Raw genomic sequence first — 17,405 nt, forward strand, 5'->3', positions numbered from 1 at the left:
ACGATGGAACACCTCGATCTGTCACCTTATGATTATGCGGATTCGCCGCTTCCCTTGCTTTGTGTCGGATGGCTCGGGAAGCAGCACGGAATTCAACAGTGGGATCATCCGGCCATGTCCCGGAAGGTCCTCGATGCATTCGAGCGGGCGTCCCGCCGGGCGGTCAGCCGCACACTGGGCGAGCACGACTGCGATTTCTGCACCGAAGAGCCCGTCGCGACGGGGAATGGGGAATACCGATATTACTCTCACAGTGGCGTGACTTACACAGCGCCAGTGCTCGTCAAACACTATGTGCGCGACCACGGATATCGGCTCCCCTCTCCCTTGCAGGAAAGCCTGCTCGATCCCCGGCCGCTTCCTTGGGACGCACGAGCGGAACGTCTTGCCGCCCTCGTCGCGGACCCGGCAGAAGACATCGGCGCGCGGTGCTGGGCCGTCGCGGACCTGCCTCACTGGCAGGACCGTCGAGCGATAGATGCCCTGGAGCTGGCTGCTCTCGACGAGGAACTGGTCGACCTGGCGGGACGGGACATCGGACGATCACTGAGCCAGGTCCTCATCGCCGTGCCTGGAGAACGGTTGAGCGTCCCCGAGAGTGATCTCCCCTTCGAAGTACGGGCGGGCATCACGGCCGACCGGGCAGTCGGCTGAGTTGAACGCCATAGAGTTGGAGATCGGTCTGTACGACTGGTCCGTGTTTCCCTGCTGCAGTTGCAGATCTGCGGACCACGTCCCTGGTGAACTGCTGCGGATGGCCCGCTCGCAGACACTGGACGAGGCCAAGCCGAGAGACATCGAGTTCCACGTGCTTCAGGAGAATTGGGCGACGCCGACTGTGGTCCCTGTCGCCCGGGTACTGATGGCTGGGCTCGCGAACCGGAACATCTCGTCGGCGGCCCGGAATCAGTTCCTGGACCTGCTCTGGTCGTTCGTCATCGTGGACGACGACCTCGCCGAGGCATGCAAGGACGCCGTACGGGCTGGAATCTGGTCGCTGTACGAGGAAGTTCTGTCCGGAGCGTCCAAGGGAAGTGCTCTCCTCGCCTACTGGCTCGTGAAGGAGGCGGAGACGGTTCCGGCCCGGGTGGAGCGGCTCCTCCAGATGGCGCGGCACATGTTGCCGGAGGACCCGTACGAGGACGACCAGCCGCGTACTGACCGACGACTGAGCGGGCAGGACTCACGCCGAGAACGCGAAGTCCTGCCCGCTTCGCGTGCACGGAAGCCGTCTGATCTCCTGCGCCGGTTCGACGACCACACATGGTCTCGTAATGCGTAGGTCTCGGGTTCGAATCCCGAAGGCGGCTCCAGAAAGTCAGGTCCAAGACCTGAAGGCCCTCCATGACCGGATGGAGGGCCTTGTCCGTGCTCGGACGGGAACACCCCGGGAGCGGCCAGACCGGGCACATCGCCCGACGACCGTGCGCGGCCCGTTGACGGCAGCCTCGTACGTGACGAGCGTCATCGAGCTTGCCTTCCCCGTTCGCCCGGCTGCCCCCGCGGGCCTGGCCGATCTCGCGAAGCCTGTGATCGCGAGCCCGTCGCGGGAGGAGATCACGATCCGTGGCCGTGCCCAGGCCCCGGGCTTCGGGAGAGCCAGAGGTCCCGGTTGCCCGCGATCAGCACCCGCCCGTCCGCGAGGGTGACGGCTGTTTTCGGGGGGTCCTCGCTGCAGCCGAGGCTGCCGCGTTTCCAGCCCGTGGGCGTTCCGTTGCCGGTCCAGACGACACCGCACAGCACCGTGCGGGTGTTCGGCTTGGACTTGGGCTGGGGGGACGAGCCGACCAGGACCGGGTGGCCCGCGGAGTCGACGGTCGCGGCGGTGATCTCACCGGTGCCCATGCCCGCCGTGTCCATCCGGGTCCAGTGGGTGCCGTCCTGGCTGGTGAGAACGAGCGGGAGGGAGTCGTAGAAGGCACCGGCCCTGGCACGGCCGCCCACGGCGAACCAGTGGCCCGACGCGTACAGGACGCGGCGCACCCGCGTGCCGGGTGGCATCCCGGCGATGTCGCCGGAGGTCCAGTGCCCGCCGCCGTCCGTGCTGCGCCAGAACGGGATCGTGCCCGAGGGGTGGAAGTCGTAGGCGTTGGTCGCCGCCGCGCCGAAGGCGACGACCTCCGTGCCGTTGACGCCGAAGTCGCCCACGGGTGTGGACGGTTGCCGGCCGTGGATCGTCGGCAGCGGCACGCGACGTACGGTCTCGCCCCCGTCGTCGGAGGCGAACACGAACGGAGACCCCACCCGGTCGACGGTCTGGCCGCCGCCGATCAGCAGGACCGAGCCGACCTTCACCGCGGTGTTCACCGAGGCGTCGTCCGCGGTCTCCTGCTCGGGGTGGGTGTTGAACGTCAGGGGCAGGGTGGCGAGCCGGGACTGCTCGCCGTCCGGCGTCCGGCGGGTCAACGTGGCACCGACCCCGATCAGCGAGCCGTCGTCCCACGGCACCACCACGTCGCCCGGCAGGCCGCCGCCGGGCCAGCCGCCACGCATGGAGTACGGCACGTCGGCCTCCTTGTCGGCACCCGGCTTCGGGGTGATCGAGAACTTCGTACAGCCTCCGGAACCGGTCCAGTTGACGTTCACGTAGTGGTACCCGTTGGCGTACGTCCCCTCGCCGAGGGCGCAGTCGCCCAGCGACACCAGCTGGCGCAGGCCCTCGCCGGGGGCCACGTACCCCTTGTTGTGCGGGCCGGTCACCGACGGGTAGTCCACCGCGCCCGCATACCTCTTGAACCCGAGTTCCGCCGCGCTCGTGCCCTCCGTGCTCGTGTCCCCGGCGCCGGTGTCCCCTGCGTTGATCCGGCCGCATCCGCCCAGTACCAGGGCCGCGCCGGCTGCCAGACTCGCGACGACTGCGAGCCTCCCCCCGCGTGTTGTCATCGCTCCACGCTACTGAACCCGAACCGACGCAGCGGATCCGGGCTCATGACGCTCCGTCGCCTGCGCCGCGGTCCGCACCGGGCACCGGGCACGAGCGCAGGGCACCGGGCACCGAGCACCGGGCACCGGGCACCGGGCACCGGGCACCGGGCACCGGGCACCGAGCTCAGGATCTGGGCCGGAGTCGTGTGCTCGTGTCCTGCCTGTCCCCACGGCGCTGAACGTGGTTGTTTGGAGGCATGCTCAGCAAGGTTCGCGCCCTGGTCCTGCCGGCCTCTCAGCGCCGCTCGTTGGACGAACTGACCCAGGACCTGGTCCTGTCGTCCGGGGACAGCACGTCCAAGCGTTCGGCCTTCTGGACGATGCTGACGCTGTCTTCGGTCATCGCGGCCGGCGGGGTGCTCACGGACTCGACGGCGACCGTGATCGGCGCCATGATCATCGCGCCGCTCTCCACGCCGATCATGGGCATCGCCCTCGGGTCGGTGCAGCGCCGCCGCACCGGATCGGTCCTGGTCGTCCTCCTCGCGTGCCTGCTGGTGATCGCGGTCGGGATGGTCATGTCGCCGGTCCTCCCCAGTGACTACGACCTGTTGTCCAACAGCCAGATCTCGTCACGCACATCGCCGGGACTGATGGACCTGATCGCCGCCCTCGCGACCGGCCTGGCCGGCGCGGTCGCGCTGGCCCGTCGGGACGTCGCCGCCGTGCTGCCCGGAGTCGCGATCGCCATCTCGCTCGTCCCGCCCCTGGTGGTGGCGGGGGTGTGCCTGGGAAAGCTGTCGGGATGGCTGGCGCTGGGCGCGCTTGCGCTGTTCGTGTCGAACCTCTTCGCCCTCGTCTTCGCCGGCATGCTGGTGTTCGCCTCGCTCGGTTACGCAAAGGAGGCCGACAAGGCGGCCGGGCGCCCCGCCGGCAGGGCATCCGCCGCCATGGCCCTGCTGTTCGTGGTCGTGCTCGTTCCGCTGACGGCCAACACGGTGACCACGTTGCTGCTCAACGCGTGGACCGGCCGGACCAAGGACGCGGCGCAGCAGTGGCTCGCCGACGATCCGGGCGCGTCCGTCACGAGTGTCGACGCGAAATCCCGGACGATGTACATCCACGTGCGTACCCCAGGAGAACTTCCGCCGGTGCAGTCCCTGCTCGACCTGCTCGAGGGACGGATCCCGGACGGCATCCCGGTCGTGGTGGATGCCTCGCGGGGCCGGCGCATCGACGTCGGAGAGGTCGGCGGCTGAGCCTCGCGTCCGTGTCACCGTGCGGGCGCGGCCCAGCTGTCGAGGTCGATCGCCGGCCGCGCGCGACCCGGGCCGGACACCCAGGGGTCAGGGCAGCCCCGTCCTCGCCCGCCGCGAGGGCGTTCCCGAGACCGATATGGTCCACGAATCGGCATCCTCAGGCGGTCCTTACCGTTAACGGCTAGCATCGCGGCCGGAATTGACGGCGGCCGGGATGAGGTGAGGGCATGGGGGACCTGCGAACGCCGAGGATCGCCGTAGCGGTGGTGACCATGGGAAACCGGCCCGACGAGGTCGACGCCCTGCTGGAGTCCGTGGCCAAGCAGGACGTCGCCCCCGCGCGGATCGTGGTCGTCGGCAACGGCTGCCCGCTGCCCGACTTCGCCGAGCGGCTGTCGCTGCCCGGTGAGGTCACCCTCCTCGAACTCGACGAGAACCTCGGCTGCCCGGGCGGACGCAACCAGGCGCTGGCCCGGCTGAGGAGCTTCGGGGACATCGACGTCGTCGTGGAGCTGGACGACGACGGCCTGCTCGTCGACGCCGACGTGCTGCGCCGGGTACGGGACCTGTTCGCGGCCGACCCGAAGCTCGGCATCGTCGGCTTCCGCATCGCGGACGAGCACGGTGAGACCCAGCAGCGGCACGTGCCCCGGCTCGGTGCCGCCGACCCCATGCGGGGCGGCTACGTCACCGGGTTCCTCGGCGGTGGCCACGCCCTCAGGTCGGCCATGATCGAGGAGATCGGGGACTGGCCCGCCCAGTTCTTCTTCGCCCATGAGGAGACCGACCTGGCCTGGCGCGCCGCCGACGCCGGCTGGCGCATCCTGTACGCGCCGGAACTGCTGCTCCAGCACCCGAAGACCTCACCGGCCCGGCACGCCATCTACCACCGTGTGACCGCCCGCAACAGGGTCTGGCTGGTCCGCCGCCGCCTCCCGCTCCCGCTGATCCCCGTCCACCTCGGCGTCTGGACGCTGCTCACTCTCGTACGGAGCCGTTCGCGCGCGGGGCTGCGCGCCTGGTTCGGCGGTTTCGTGGAGGGCCTGCGGGAGCCGGCCGGCGAGCGGCGGCCGATGCGGTGGCGGACGGTCTGGCGGCTGTCGCGGCTCGGGCGGCCGCCGGTGGTCTGACCCGGCCTGCGGCCGAGCGGACGCGGGGCGAGGACCTCGGCACGGAAGAGGAGACGCGGGACGAGGACCCCGGCACGGAAGAGGAGAAGAGCAGAAAGGTAAGAAGAGGGGACGAGGGTCCCAGTCGTTCACCTCCGCCGACCGGGACCCTCCGACGTCCCCGGATCCGGCCACGGCGGCGTCACTCCCCCGAGTTGCGCGTCGTACGCGCGCACCCCCGGGCCAGATCCGATGAAGTGATCACATCAGGCCGCACCAACGGATCGCTAACATGTGGCCAACGGTTCTCCCTTCCGGCCATGGCCGATTGGCGCGAAACCGCCGTGACTAGGGCGGATGTCCGCCAGGAACCCGGGAAGGCAGTGGGCGGCGTGGGTCGGTGCGGGCTGCGGTTCGGGCTGCTGGGACCGCCGGTTCTCTACGACGTCGACGAGGCGGCGGGCAACGCCGAGGAGGCCGGTGCCGCCGACGCGGCGGGCAATATCGAGGCGGCGGGCGATACCGACGCGGCGGGCTACACCGACGTTGCCGGTAGCACTGACGCGGCCGGCAACGCCGACGTGCGAACCGTCGGCAGCCCCAAGGTCCGCACCCTGCTCGCCGCCCTGCTCCTCGAAGCCGGCCGCGTCGTCTCGGTCGAGTCGCTCAAGGACGCGCTGTGGGCCGGGGCGCCGCCCGCGTCCGCGCAGGCCTCCCTGCACAACCACGTGGCCCGTCTGCGCAGGCTGCTCGACGATCCGGACCGGCTGCGCGCGGTGCCGCCCGGCTATCTGCTGCGGGTCGAGCAGGGCGAGCTGGACGTCCATGTCTTCGAACGCCACCTCGCCACGGCACGCGGCGCCCACACCACCCGCAACTGGGAGCGCGTCGTCAGGGAGTGCACGTCCGCGCTGGCCCTCTGGCGGGGCACCCCGCTCGACGGTCTTCCCCCGGAGTTCGGCGGCCACGCCCTCACCCGGCGCCTGGGGGAGGCCCGCCTCCTTCTCCTGGAGTGGCGCTACGACGCGGAACTCGCCGTGGGCGACGCCCGACTGGACGGCATCGTCCCCGAACTGTCCGCCCTGACCGCCGAACACCCCCTGCGCGAGTCCTACCACCGCCAGCTGATGCTCGCCCTCCACCGCACCGGCCGCCAGGCAGAAGCGCTGGCGGTGCACCGGGACCTGCGCGCCCGGCTGAGGGAAGAACTGGGTGTGGAACCGGGCCAGTCGGTGAGAGGGGCGCACGCGGAGGTACTGAGGGAAACGGCCCGGCCCGCAGCCGAACCCGTGACCGCCGGCGGCCGGAAGACACCACAGGGGCCACCCCCACCCCACCCCGAAAGCACCACCGGCGACACGGGTGGGCACCCGTCGGGCAACCCGAACCCGTCCGGTAACTCGAACTCGTCGGGCAACTCGAACCCGTCGGGCAACCCGAACCCGTCCGGTAACTCGAACCCGTCGGGCAACCCGAACCCGTCCGGTAACTCGAACCCGTCGGGCAACCCGTACCCGCCCGGCAACTCGAACCCGTCCGGCAACCCGACCCCGGCCGACAGCCGGCCCCCCGCCTCCCACACCACCGCGCTCGCCCAACTTCCCCCACCCCCACCGCACTTCACCGGCAGAGCAGCAGAACAGCCCACCCTGCGGCACACCCTCCTCACCCGCCGGAACCACGTGGTGATCAGCGGGATGGCCGGCGTGGGCAAGAGCGCTCTCGCCCTGCACACCGCCCACCGGATCCGCCCGCACTTCCCCGACGGCCAGCTCTACCTCAACCTGCACGGCGCCACCCCCGGCGTGACCCCCCTCACCCCCGCCCAGTCCCTCACCGCGCTGCTGAGAGACCTGGGCACGGAGCCCCGTCACATCCCCGAACACCCCGACGCCGCGGCCGCGTTGCTGCGCAGCAAACTCGCCCCCACCCGCACCCTCCTGCTCCTCGACGACGCCGCGAACGCCGCGCAGGTGCGCCCCCTGCTGCCGGCCGGCCCCGGCTGCGCCGTGATCATCACGAGCCGCTCGCCCCTGACCACGCTCGACGGCGCCCGCCGTTTTCCGCTCGCGCCGCTGAGTGCCGAGGAGAGCGCGGCGCTGCTGAGAGCGGCCTCCGGCCGCGACGCCCTGGACGCCGCCCACCCGCTCGTCGCCCTCACCGGCCGCCTCCCCCTCGCGCTGCGCATCGTCGCCGCCCGCCTCGCCGCCCGCCACGCGCTCACCCCGGACGTACTGGCCCGCCAACTGGACGCCACCGGCGACCGGTTGCACCACCTCGAATACGACGACCTGAGCGTCCGCCGCTCCCTGGCCGTCGCCCACGACGCACTCGCCGCCTCGGAGCGCGAGGCGGACCGCGACGCGGCCCTCGCCCTGCGGGGCATCGGCACGCTCGACCTGCCCGCCTACGGCGCGCCCCTGCTCGCCCACCTCGTCGGCATCGACGCACGCCGCGCCGAGGCCGCGCTGGACCGGCTCGTCGACGTGGCCCTCCTGGAGGAGACGGCGTACGGCCGCTACGCCCCGCACGACCTGGTCCGCGACTTCGCCCGTGAGCTGGCCCAGGGAACCGGTGACGTCGACTCCGCCCTGCCCTGGTACGCCGCCGTCGCCGAGCTCGTCCTCACCGCGATCGTGGAGCCGGGCCTCGACCGGGACGACCGCCGCCGTCCGACCGCGGCCCAGCTCCCGGACCACGCGGCGCACGTCGCCGCCCTCCCCGGCTTCGAATGCGCCGAACAGGCCTTCGCCTGGGGCGACATGGAGCTGGCGAACATCATCACTCTCGTCGAGCGCCACGTGGACGATGTGGACGACGTGGGGAGAGCCGCCCGCATCTCCGCGCTGATCCGCCTCTTCTTCCCGTACGTGCAGCGCAGCGGCCGTGTCGCCGAGATGGAGGTGCTCGGCCGGGCCGGTCTGCGCGCGGCACGGCGGCTCGGTGACGAGGCCGCCGAGGCGTACGCGCTGGGCGATCTCGCCGGTCTGCACTTCCTGACCGGACAGCAGAGCGAGGCCCTGGCCCTCAACGACCGGGCGCTGACGATCTGGCGCCGGCTCGGCCATGTCTCCCGGCTGCGCCGCTGCCTCAACAACCGCGGCCTGCTGCTCGAAGGACTCGGCCGCTACGAGGAGTCGGGGCGGGCCCTGCGCCAGAGCCTGGAGTACTCACGGCAGTTGAGCGACCCGCAGGGCGAGGCCGTGATCCGCAGCCACCTCGGCAACCTGTACGAGCACACCGACCCGCGGGCCGCGATCGAGCAGCACCGGCGCTCGCTCGCCATCGGCGACGAGATCGGTGCCGTGATCGTGCAGCACTCCGCGCACTGCAACATCGGCTACGCCCACCTCGCCCTCGGTGAACCGGCCGCCGCCGTACCCCACTTCGAGGAGAGCCTGCGCATCCTCGGCGGCCACGGCGACTGGCACGGCGAGTCGCAGACCCGGCTCGGCCTGGTACGGGCGCTACGGCTGCTGGGCCGTACGGAACGGGCCGGCGACGAGTGTGCCGAGCTGCTCCGGCGCGCGGACGTCCGGTCCGACCGCTACACGGGCGGTCTCGCCCGTCACCAGCGCGGGCTCCTGCTGCGGGAGCGGGGGCACGGGGAGGAGGCTTGCGCGGAATGGCGCGGCGCCCTCGACGCCTTGGACGGGACGGACGAGAAGTCCGTGGTGGCGGAGCTGCGGGAGCTGCTGGCCACGGCGGACGCACGCTGACCGCAACCGCAACCGCAACCGCAACCGCAACCGCAACCGCAGTCGGAAACCGGACCCGCCACCGCCGGCGCGGCGCTCCCGTCCCTCACGCCTCCCTCACTCCCTCACTCCCTCACTCCCTCACTCCCTCACTCCCTCACTTCGCGTCGGCGTAGCACTCCACCACCGCGGTCGTGAAGGGGAACCGCACCGGTGTCGGCCCGAACGTCAGCCGGCCCGCCAGCTCCGCCGCCTCCCGGATGGCCTTCACCACGGCCTCGGCCTCCTCCTCGGGGCAGTGCACGATCACCTCGTCGTGCTGGAAGAAGACCAGCTCGGCCGCCATGTCCGCACAGGTCTGCCGCAGTGCGGCGAGCAGCAGCAGAGCCCAGTCGGCCGCGCTGCCCTGGACGACGAAGTTGCGGGCGAAGCGGCCGCGGGCGCGGGTGTTCGTGGAGGCGTAACCCGGCACCCACTCGTCACCGGCGGCGGACTCGGCCGGGTCGTCCTGCGGGATGCCGGCCTCCTCGACCGCGTCACCCGCCCCGGCCGCCGGCGGGCACGTCCGCCCCAGCCAGGTCCGTACGAGCCGTCCCTCCTCGCCCGCGCGCGCCGCGTCGTCCACGTAGGCCACCGCCCGGGGAAACCGGCGTCTGAGCGCGGCGAGGTTCTTCAGGCCGTCGCCCGAGGTCTGGCCGTAGACCGCGCCGAGCACGGCGAGCTTGGCCTGGGCGCGGTCGCCGGAGAAGGCCCGGTCGGAGACGGACTGGTAGAGGTCGGTCTCGCGGCCGGCCACCTCCATCAGCCCCGGGTCGCGGGAGATGGCCGCGAGCACGCGCGGTTCCATCTGGTCGGCGTCCGCGACGACCAGCCGCCAGCCGGGGTCGGCGACCACCGCGCGCCGGATGACCTTGGGGATCTGCAGGGCACCTCCGCCATGGGTGACCCAGCGCCCCGTCACGGTCCCGTGGGCGAGGAACTCGGGCCTGAACCGCCCGTCGCGCACCCAGTCCTGGAGCCAGGACCAGCCGTGGGCGACCCAGATGCGGTACAGCTTCTTGTACTCCAGCAGTGGCTTCACAGCCGGGTGGTCGAGGGACTCGATCTCCCAGCGCCGGGTCGACCTGACCTTGATGCCGGCCCGGGTGAACGCCTTGACGACGTCCGCGGGCAGATCCGGCCGCACCCGGCGGCCGAAGGCGGCGGACACCTCGTCGGCGAGCTCGGCCAGGCGGCGGGGCTCGCCTCCGCCCGCGTACCGCTCGCCGAGCAGTTCGTGCAGCACCCGGCGGTGCACCTCGGCGCTCCACGGCAGCCCCGCGCGGTTCATCTCGGCGGCGACCAGCATGCCCGCCGACTCGGCCGCGGTCAGCAGCCGCATCCGGTCGGGGTGCGTGGTCGTGTCGTGCCGGCGCTGCTGACCGGCGTAGACCTCGACGAGGTCGGGCAGCGGGACGTGCACGGCCTGCGGCTCGAACAGGGAGGACTGCGCGCCTGGTGCGGCGGCCCGCGGAGGCGGGTCGGGCGGTACGGGGCCGCCGCGCAGGCGGGCCAGGGCGGCGGCCGCCGAGCGGGGCTCGCCGTACCTTCCCTCGTGGCCGAGCAGGAGGGTCTCGGCGTCCTCGACGTCGTAGCACCGCTCCACCCGCACCCCCGTGGCGAGCAGACGCGGATACACCTCGGCCGTGGACCGCCACACCCATCGCGCGACGTCCGGCCGCGCCCGCACGGCCGTCGCGAGGTCGGGCTCCCAGCGGACCGCTCCGGCGAGCAGCCCGTCCGGACCGAGGGGGGCGATCTCCACGCCACCGTCCTCGGCCGGAGCGAGCGCCCAGCGGTCGGCCATGCTGCGAGTGTCGCAGGGGGGTCCGACAACGGCGTCAGCCCTGCGTGGGCGGGGGCTGCAGATACCCCTGCAGCGCCTTGGCGAGCTCGGCCTCCACGGGATGCTTCGCCAGACCGACGCCGGACAGGACCCCCGAGCCGTGCTCGAACTCCAGCAGGGCCAGCAGGATGTGCTCGGTGCCGATGTAGTTGTGACCGAGGCGTAGCGCCTCCCGGAAGGTGAGCTCCAGGACCTTCTTGGCGTCGGAGGAGTACGGGACCAGTTCGGGGACCTCCTCGGCGCCCGGCGCGAGCGCGGCGGTCGCGGCCTCGCGCACGGCGTCGAGGGAGACGCCCTGCAGGACCATCGCCTTGGCGGCCAGGCCGTCCGGTTCGGCGAGCAGGCCGATGATCAGGTGGGCCGGGGCGACTTCGGTGTTGCCCGCGGCCCTGGCCTCGTTGTGCGCCGTCATCACCACGTTGCGGGCACGCGGGGTGTAGCGCCCGAAGCCCTGGTTGGGGTCGAGAGCGGTCGACTCCTTGGGCACGAAGCGCTTCTGCGCCGCCTGCCGGGTGACCCCCATGCTCTGGCCGATGTCCGTCCAGGACGCTCCCGAGCGCCGGGCCTGGTCCACGAAGTGGCCGATCAGGTGGTCGGCCACCTCGCCGAGGTGGTCCGCGGCGATGACCGCGTCCTGGAGCTGGTCGAGGGGTGCGGAGTGGACCTTCTTGATGGCCGCGATCAGGTCGTCGAGACGCACGGATGACGTGATGCCGGGATTGGTCTCCATGTGTCAACCTTAGGTTGACACATGGAGGGTGTCAACCGTCGGTTGACACCCTCCATCGCAGCCACGCACGCGTGCGCTCACGCACGCATGCCTGCCGTCACTCGGACGCGCGTGCCTTCACTTCGGTGTGGCCGCCAGCCGCACCGCCAGCCCCGTGAAGACCGTCCCGCTGACGATGTTCAGCCCGCGCGCCACCCGTCGGCTGCGGCGCAGCAGCGCGGAGAGGCGCCCGGAGAGCAGCCCGACCGAGCCGTCCACGCAGAACCCCATGACCGTGATCGTCAGACCGAAGACCAGGAACTGCTCGCGCACATGACCCAGTGAGGGGTCCACGAACTGCGGCAGGAAGGAGACGTTGAAGAGGATCACCTTCGGGTTGAGCAGATTGGTGACGGCCCCCTGCCAGAAGGCGCGCCGCCGGCCCGGCCCGGCCGGCGCCCCCTCCTCCACCGGCACCGCACGGTCCCGGAAGGCCTTGACCGCGAGGTGGAGGAGATAGGCCGCGCCCGCCCAGCGCAGCACGTGGTAGAGCGTCGGCAGCGCCAGGAAGAGCGCCGACAGGCCGAGCGCGGCGGCGACCGTGTGCACCGACATCGCGCAGGCGACGCCGAACGCGGCCAGCACTCCTGTCCTGGGCCCGCCCCGTCCGCCCATCGCCACGATGAACATCATGTCGGGGCCGGGTGTGATGCAGAGCGCGAAGGCGGCCACTAGGAAGGCCGCGTACGAAGACATGTCCACCATGCGGCCATGCTGGAAGGGGCCGGGCGCGGCGGCGACCGAATTTCGGGGAGCGGGACGAGCCGGGGAAAACGGCGTGTGGGGTCCGGGCGTACGGTGATTGACTCGTCTGCCATGACCACGACCACGCCGGCGACCGGCGCCTTTGACGCACCCTCAGCGGCCCCGGCCGCCGTCCCCGACGTTCCCGCGGTCGTCGACGAGACCGTACGGCTCCTGGCCGGGCACTACGTCTTTCCCGAGATCGCCGAGCAGCTGGTCGCGCTGCTGCGCCGGCGGCTGGCGGAGGGCGCCTACGACGTCCGGAGCGCCGAGGAGCTCGGCGACCTGGTCACCGCGGACCTGCAGTCGGTCAACGGCGATCCGCACCTGCGCCTCAAGTACCACCCGGAGCAGGTGCCGCGCGGGCAGGGCGAGGCCGCCCTGGCGGCGATGCGGCGCGACTTCGACGCGTCCCTGGGCGGGGTCCCGCGCGTCCAGCTCCTGGACGGCGGCGCCGCCCTGCTCGAACTGGCCCCGCTGCTCTTCCCGCTCGCCTGGTCCGCCGGGCCGCTGGCCGCCGCCCTCACCCTCGTCGCGCCCGCCGACGCGCTGATCCTCGACCTCAGGTCCAACCGCGGCGGCGACCCGGAGACCGTCGCCTTCGTCTGCAGCTACCTCCTGGAGGAGCGCACCCACCTCAACACGATGTACGCGCGCGAGGGCGACCGGTACGACCAGTCCTGGAGCCTGCCGCACGTCCCAGGCGCCCGCTTCGGCGGCACCAAGCCGGTCCACGTCCTCACCGGCCCGAGCACCTTCTCCGCCGCCGAGGAACTCGCCTACGACCTCCAGCAGCTGGGCCGCGCGACCGTCGTGGGGGAGACCACCCGCGGCGGCGCCCACCCCCGCGAAGGCTGGACGGTCCACCCGAACCTGGAGGCCACGATCCCGGTCGGACGGGCGGTCAACCCGGTCTCCGGCACCAACTGGGAGGGCACCGGCGTCCTTCCCGACGTCCCCTGCCCGGCCCCCGACGCGCTCGACCGGGCGCTGGCCCTGATCCACGGCTGAGCCGGCGTCCGGCCCGGTTGTCGGTGCCGCGTGGCACGATCGACGGGTGAGCAGCACTGCCTCCGGCACCGTCGACAGCGCCTTCGGGACTGCTCTGTACGCCGAGACCGACACCGCCCTCGACACGGGCGCCTCCCTGCTGGCCGCGGACCCGGAGGCCGACGCCGAACTCGCACGGCGCGGCAGGGAGTTCGTGGCGTCGGCCTGGCAGCGCGGCTGGCAGCCCGCCGATGTCGTGCGGATCGTGCGGCGCGAGCTGGACGACGTCCACGTGCGCCTGGCCTCGGCACTGATCCGCGCCCAGGCGCCGCACGACGGCCCGCGCGGCCCCCGCTGGCAGGCGCAGCTGGACGACCTCACCGCCGAGGCCGGGGGAGCCGGGAGCGCCGGGCCGTCCCGGAGCACCGGTGCCGTCACCGCGCCCCCCGGCACCGACCGCTTCACGCACGCGACCGCCGTCCTGGAGCTGTACCGCCTGCTGCTGCGCCTGCCGGCGCTCGAATTCCTCGAGGAGCCCGTGCACCGGTCCGGTCCCGCGCCCGGCCCCGTGTCCGGCCGCGGCACCGAGTCCCGGATGCTCACCCGCATCCGCGCGCTGCTCGCCAAGGCGGAGGCGACCGGCTTCCCGGAGGAGGCGGAGGCGCTGTCCGCCAAGGCCCAGGAGCTGATGGCCCGGCACAGCATCGACGAGGCGCTGCTCGCGGCCCGGGCGCCGTCCCCGTCCGCCCCCGGCGCCTGCCGGATCGGCGTCGAGGCGCCGTACGAACAGGCCAAGGCGGTGCTGCTGGACGCGGTCGCCACCGCCAACCACTGCCGCGCGGTGTGGAACGAACCGCTGGGCTTCTCCACCGTCGTCGGCTTCGAGGCCGACCTGGAGGCGGTCGAGCTGCTCCACACCTCGCTGCTGGTGCAGGCCACGGCCGCCATGACGAAGGCGGAGGCGGCCCAGCGCGCGGGCGGCCGCAAGCGCACCAAGACTTTCCGCCAGTCCTTCCTCGCGGCCTACGCCCACCGGATAGGCACGCGCCTGGCGGCGGCCGCCGAGACGCAGGTGACCGACGACCTGCTTCCGGTGCTGGCCTCCCGCGAGGTCGCGGTCGGCGACCGCACGGACCGCCTGTTCCCGCACACCACCACCAGCCGTCTGCGCGGGGTGAGCGACGCGGCGGGCTGGACCGAGGGCGCGCAGGCCGCGGACCGGGCCCGGGTGGGCACCCGGCCGCGGCTTCCCTGAGCCGTGCGGGGGCGGGCGGGCGTCAGTCGCCGGCCTGCTGGAAGGCGGTCACCGAGGCGTTCGGCCGGTCCGCGCCGTCCGTGAGGGCCACCTCGCCGTACGACCAGGCGATGTCGTGCCCGGCGGAGGAGCCGGGCAGGCCGAACGTGGCCTTCTCGACCGCGAGGCTCCGCTCGCCGCCCGCCTCGCCGCGCACGTAGGTGATCGTGAAGGAGGCGGTCGCCGCCTTGGCGAGGGTCAGCTTGCGGGCCCTGGCCGCCGGGTCCGACGGCACGGTGCTCGTGGTGCCGCCGGCCTGCAGACGCACCGCCGGGAAGCCGTCCAGGGTGCACGTCGAGCCGTGGTTGGTGAGCGTGACGGTCACGTCGCCGGAGTCGCCGGCGGAGGGAGCGGCGCTCGCCGCGACCTGCACGCCCACACCGTCGAGCGTGCAGGCGCCGCCGGACGTGGCGGCCTTGCCGTTGCCGCCGCCGCCGCCGTCACCGCCGCCGGTGCCGCAGGCGGACAGGAGCAGGGCCGCGCAGAGAGCGGCGACGGCGACGGGGGTGGCGCGCATAGGGGTCCTCGGGTGCTCTGCGGCGTGACGCCGGTGATCGCGTGCACCGATCATCACGCACGCGCGCGTGAGGCGCTCGCGCGCCCCCGGCGGCTACTGCCCGAGGCTCGCCGTCGGCAACCCCGTCGGCAGGGTCCCGCCCTTCGACTTGGTGTACGTCTCCTTGCCGACGCTGCCCGACCAGGTGATCCGCATCGCGCTCTTCGACACGGAGTCGACCATGCCCGACGCCCGGCTCTTGTCACCGTTCGCGCAGGTCAGGTGGATCATCCGCATGTCGGCCTCCTTGCCGGCGGTACCGCTGCACACGGTTCCGCCGGTGGAGAAGAGTCCGGCCTGCTTGTCGTTGATCACCAGCGCGACGGCCTTGCCGCCGGTCGTGGCGAGCCAGCTGCCCTGGAGGTCGTCGGACGCGCTCGCGGTCCCGCCGGTGCTTCCACCCGTGTCCGCCGTCGTGGTCGAGGAGGCGGAGGGGCGGGCCGAGGAGTCGTCCTTGGAGCCACCGCCGTCGCTGCACGCGCTCAGCACCAGCGTGCCCACCAGCCCCGCGGCCGCCGCCGCGATCCGCACCTGCCGACGCGACACCCTGCGAGAGGAACGCGTGAACATCGACGAAGTCACTGAAAGCTCCCAAGCTGTAGCAGTAGGTGCCCGGCGCCCCGGCCCACGACCGAAACGCCCGCAGCAAGCTACCAGCAGCACCCAGGGGGCCCAGGGGGAGCGCCTGTGAGGGAGATGTGCACCTCAATGAGTAGGACATTCCCTACGCTTGACTCGTAGGGAAATGCCTACCTATTGTCGATCCCATGAACATCACCCACGCCTCGTTCGTCACCCTCCCCGTCATCGACCAGGACCGTGCCCTGTGCTTCTATCGGGACGTCCTCGGATTCGAGGTCACCGCCGACCTCCGGATGCCGCCGGGCCGATGGCTCCAGGTGGCGCCGAAGGGCGCGCAGACCGTCTTCACGCTCTCCGGGCCGGGGATGGGGGATTTCGATCCCGGATCGACCCGGGGGATCATGTTGGTCACGACCGACGTCGACGCCGACTGCGCCCGGCTCGCCGGGGCCGGCACCGAGGTGCAGGGCCCGGACGACTTCCCGTGGGGGCGGATGGCCTCCTTCCGGGACCCGGACGGCAACGGTCTGATGCTGATCACGGAGGCCCACGAGTAGAAAGGCCGGCCATGCCCGCAGCCGGGGCCCGAGAGGCCGCCGACGACCGCGTCTTCGCCGCGCTCGCGAACGCCACCCGCCGCGAGGTGCTGCGGCTGCTGCGCGAGCGCGGGCCCCAGCCCGTCCAGGCCTTGGCCGACCACTTCGACATGCGCCGCCCGAGCCTCTCGGAGCACCTCAAGGTGCTCCGGGAGGCCGGCCTCGTCTCCGAGCAGCGCTCCGGCCGGCAGCGCATCTACCGGCTCGAGGCGGCCCCGCTCGCCGAGGTGCAGGACTGGCTCCATCCGTACGAGCGGTTCTGGCGCGAGCGGCTGAAGGGCCTCGGCGATCTGCTGGACCGCATGCCCGACGATGACCCGGCATGAGCACCGAACCCACCGACGGCCGCGAGGACGACCCGTCCCACACCGCTCCGTCCCACGGCGATCGGCCCCGCGCCGCTCGGTCCCACGACGATCCGTCCCACGGCGATCGGCCCCGCGCCACTCCGTCCCACGACGATCCGTCCCACGACGATCCGTCCCACGCCGCTCCGTCCCACGACGATCGGCCCCACGACGATCCGTCCCACGCCGACCTGGACGCCGACCTGGACGCCGACCTGGACGACGATCTGAGCGGCGGCGACCTGACCGTCATCCGTGTCGACCACTTCTTCCCCCACCCGCCCGCCAAGGTCTGGCGCGCCCTGACCGAGCCCGAGCTGCTCGTGCAGTGGCAGATGCAGGGGGCCGAGGACTTCCGGCTGGAGGTGGGGCACCGGTATCGCCTGACCTCCGTACCCAGGCCCCGCACCGACTTCTCCGGCGTCGTCGACGTGCGGGTCCTCGCCTACGACATCGGGCGGATGCTCCGCCTCCGCTGGGCCGACGCCGATCCGGCCAATCCCGCGGACTGGACCATCACTTGGACACTGGAACAGGAAGGGCGCGGTACGCGTCTGTTCCTAGTGCACGAGGGATTCGACCCGGACGACCCGGCGCAGCTGATGGCGCGCAGGATCATGGGCGGCGGCTGGCGGTCGCATGTCCTGCGGGCCTTGGGGCAGACGCTCGAAGGGATCGGGTAAAGCGCTCGCCAAAGCTGTAACCGCAGGA

The 17,405-nt window shown here is 72.3% G+C and carries 16 protein-coding genes; 10 read left to right on the top strand and 6 right to left on the bottom strand.

Annotation, left to right across the window (positions count from 1 at the left end; all coding sequences use genetic code 11):
• Nucleotides 1–3: 3 nt before the first annotated feature.
• A complete protein-coding gene (locus ACIRPX_RS31790) occupies nt 4–654 on the top strand; it encodes a hypothetical protein (protein WP_404201698.1) in 651 nt (216 codons plus the stop codon).
• A 1-nt stretch (nt 655) separates the two neighbouring features.
• Nucleotides 656–1,282: a hypothetical protein gene (locus ACIRPX_RS31795; RefSeq protein WP_404201699.1), complete on the top strand. Its 627-nt coding sequence runs from the start codon at nt 656–658 to the stop codon at nt 1,280–1,282.
• Nucleotides 1,283–1,557: 275 nt separating this feature from the next.
• Here ACIRPX_RS31795 and ACIRPX_RS31800 read toward each other — a convergent pair whose 3' ends face one another.
• Entirely contained in the window at nt 1,558–2,883 is a 1,326-nt protein-coding gene (locus tag ACIRPX_RS31800) for a hypothetical protein (RefSeq protein ID WP_404201701.1), read from the bottom strand.
• Between the two features lie 239 nt (nt 2,884–3,122).
• Here ACIRPX_RS31800 and ACIRPX_RS31805 point away from each other — a divergent pair, with 239 nt between their 5' ends.
• The 3 genes from ACIRPX_RS31805 (at nt 3,123) to ACIRPX_RS31815 (ending at nt 8,952) form a co-directional block, all read left to right on the top strand.
• The gene (locus tag ACIRPX_RS31805; protein WP_404201703.1) at nt 3,123–4,124 is read left to right on the top strand and encodes a DUF389 domain-containing protein; all 1,002 of its coding nucleotides are present in this window, start codon (nt 3,123–3,125) and stop codon (nt 4,122–4,124) included.
• A gap of 236 nt (nt 4,125–4,360) precedes the next feature.
• Nucleotides 4,361–5,254: a glycosyltransferase family 2 protein gene (locus ACIRPX_RS31810; protein WP_404201852.1), complete on the top strand. Its 894-nt coding sequence runs from the start codon at nt 4,361–4,363 to the stop codon at nt 5,252–5,254.
• Between the two features lie 362 nt (nt 5,255–5,616).
• The gene (locus ACIRPX_RS31815) at nt 5,617–8,952 is read left to right on the top strand and encodes a BTAD domain-containing putative transcriptional regulator (protein WP_404201705.1); all 3,336 of its coding nucleotides are present in this window, start codon (nt 5,617–5,619) and stop codon (nt 8,950–8,952) included.
• Between the two features lie 136 nt (nt 8,953–9,088).
• On the opposite strand, the gene ACIRPX_RS31820 is transcribed toward ACIRPX_RS31815, so the two are convergent.
• The 3 genes from ACIRPX_RS31820 to ACIRPX_RS31830 all read right to left on the bottom strand — a co-directional run bounded on the left by ACIRPX_RS31820 (nt 9,089) and on the right by ACIRPX_RS31830 (nt 12,290).
• Nucleotides 9,089–10,777, bottom strand: a complete 1,689-nt coding sequence (locus ACIRPX_RS31820; protein ID WP_404201707.1) for a bifunctional 3'-5' exonuclease/DNA polymerase — start codon at nt 10,775–10,777, stop codon at nt 9,089–9,091.
• Between the two features lie 34 nt (nt 10,778–10,811).
• Nucleotides 10,812–11,546: a Clp protease N-terminal domain-containing protein gene (locus ACIRPX_RS31825; RefSeq protein WP_404201708.1), complete on the bottom strand. Its 735-nt coding sequence runs from the start codon at nt 11,544–11,546 to the stop codon at nt 10,812–10,814.
• A gap of 117 nt (nt 11,547–11,663) precedes the next feature.
• Nucleotides 11,664–12,290 (bottom strand): LysE family translocator, encoded by a 627-nt coding sequence (locus ACIRPX_RS31830; protein ID WP_404201710.1) that lies wholly within the window; start codon nt 12,288–12,290, stop codon nt 11,664–11,666.
• Nucleotides 12,291–12,401: 111 nt separating this feature from the next.
• Between ACIRPX_RS31830 and ACIRPX_RS31835 the strand changes: the two genes are divergently transcribed.
• Nucleotides 12,402–13,340, top strand: coding sequence for a S41 family peptidase (locus ACIRPX_RS31835; protein WP_404201712.1), 939 nt, complete (start codon nt 12,402–12,404; stop codon nt 13,338–13,340).
• A 46-nt stretch (nt 13,341–13,386) separates the two neighbouring features.
• The gene (locus ACIRPX_RS31840; RefSeq protein ID WP_404201714.1) at nt 13,387–14,574 is read left to right on the top strand and encodes a DUF2786 domain-containing protein; all 1,188 of its coding nucleotides are present in this window, start codon (nt 13,387–13,389) and stop codon (nt 14,572–14,574) included.
• A 22-nt stretch (nt 14,575–14,596) separates the two neighbouring features.
• Here the strand turns inward: ACIRPX_RS31840 and ACIRPX_RS31845 are convergent, their stop codons facing one another.
• Both ACIRPX_RS31845 and ACIRPX_RS31850 read right to left on the bottom strand, forming a co-directional pair.
• A complete protein-coding gene (locus tag ACIRPX_RS31845; protein ID WP_404201716.1) occupies nt 14,597–15,130 on the bottom strand; it encodes a DUF4232 domain-containing protein in 534 nt (177 codons plus the stop codon).
• Between the two features lie 93 nt (nt 15,131–15,223).
• Complete coding sequence (locus tag ACIRPX_RS31850) at nt 15,224–15,751, bottom strand: hypothetical protein (RefSeq protein WP_404201718.1); 528 nt, start codon at nt 15,749–15,751, stop codon at nt 15,224–15,226.
• Between the two features lie 185 nt (nt 15,752–15,936).
• On the opposite strand from ACIRPX_RS31850, the gene ACIRPX_RS31855 reads away from it, so the two are divergent.
• The 3 genes from ACIRPX_RS31855 to ACIRPX_RS31865 all read left to right on the top strand — a co-directional run bounded on the left by ACIRPX_RS31855 (nt 15,937) and on the right by ACIRPX_RS31865 (nt 17,377).
• Nucleotides 15,937–16,308, top strand: coding sequence for a VOC family protein (locus tag ACIRPX_RS31855; protein ID WP_404201720.1), 372 nt, complete (start codon nt 15,937–15,939; stop codon nt 16,306–16,308).
• A gap of 11 nt (nt 16,309–16,319) precedes the next feature.
• Nucleotides 16,320–16,673, top strand: coding sequence for an ArsR/SmtB family transcription factor (locus tag ACIRPX_RS31860; protein ID WP_404201722.1), 354 nt, complete (start codon nt 16,320–16,322; stop codon nt 16,671–16,673).
• Between the two features lie 236 nt (nt 16,674–16,909).
• Nucleotides 16,910–17,377 (top strand): SRPBCC domain-containing protein, encoded by a 468-nt coding sequence (locus tag ACIRPX_RS31865; RefSeq protein WP_404201854.1) that lies wholly within the window; start codon nt 16,910–16,912, stop codon nt 17,375–17,377.
• Nucleotides 17,378–17,405 lie beyond the last annotated feature (28 nt).

The organism is Streptomyces sp. NPDC101225 (genome assembly GCF_044767585.1).
Lineage (GTDB): Bacteria > Actinomycetota > Actinomycetes > Streptomycetales > Streptomycetaceae > Streptomyces.

Bases quoted from the DNA above. Each gene is read 5' to 3' on its own strand.
- ACIRPX_RS31800 (WP_404201701.1), bottom strand. From the start codon at position 2,883: ATGACAACACGCGGGGGGAGGCTCGCAGTCGTCGCGAGTCTGGCAGCC.
- ACIRPX_RS31820 (WP_404201707.1), bottom strand. From the start codon at position 10,777: ATGGCCGACCGCTGGGCGCTCGCTCCGGCCGAGGACGGTGGCGTGGAG.
- ACIRPX_RS31860 (WP_404201722.1), top strand. From the start codon at position 16,320: ATGCCCGCAGCCGGGGCCCGAGAGGCCGCCGACGACCGCGTCTTCGCC.
- ACIRPX_RS31790 (WP_404201698.1), top strand. From the start codon at position 4: ATGGAACACCTCGATCTGTCACCTTATGATTATGCGGATTCGCCGCTT.
- ACIRPX_RS31855 (WP_404201720.1), top strand. From the start codon at position 15,937: ATGAACATCACCCACGCCTCGTTCGTCACCCTCCCCGTCATCGACCAG.
- ACIRPX_RS31835 (WP_404201712.1), top strand. From the start codon at position 12,402: ATGACCACGACCACGCCGGCGACCGGCGCCTTTGACGCACCCTCAGCG.
- ACIRPX_RS31845 (WP_404201716.1), bottom strand. From the start codon at position 15,130: ATGCGCGCCACCCCCGTCGCCGTCGCCGCTCTCTGCGCGGCCCTGCTC.
- ACIRPX_RS31825 (WP_404201708.1), bottom strand. From the start codon at position 11,546: ATGGAGACCAATCCCGGCATCACGTCATCCGTGCGTCTCGACGACCTG.
- ACIRPX_RS31805 (WP_404201703.1), top strand. From the start codon at position 3,123: ATGCTCAGCAAGGTTCGCGCCCTGGTCCTGCCGGCCTCTCAGCGCCGC.
- ACIRPX_RS31830 (WP_404201710.1), bottom strand. From the start codon at position 12,290: ATGGTGGACATGTCTTCGTACGCGGCCTTCCTAGTGGCCGCCTTCGCG.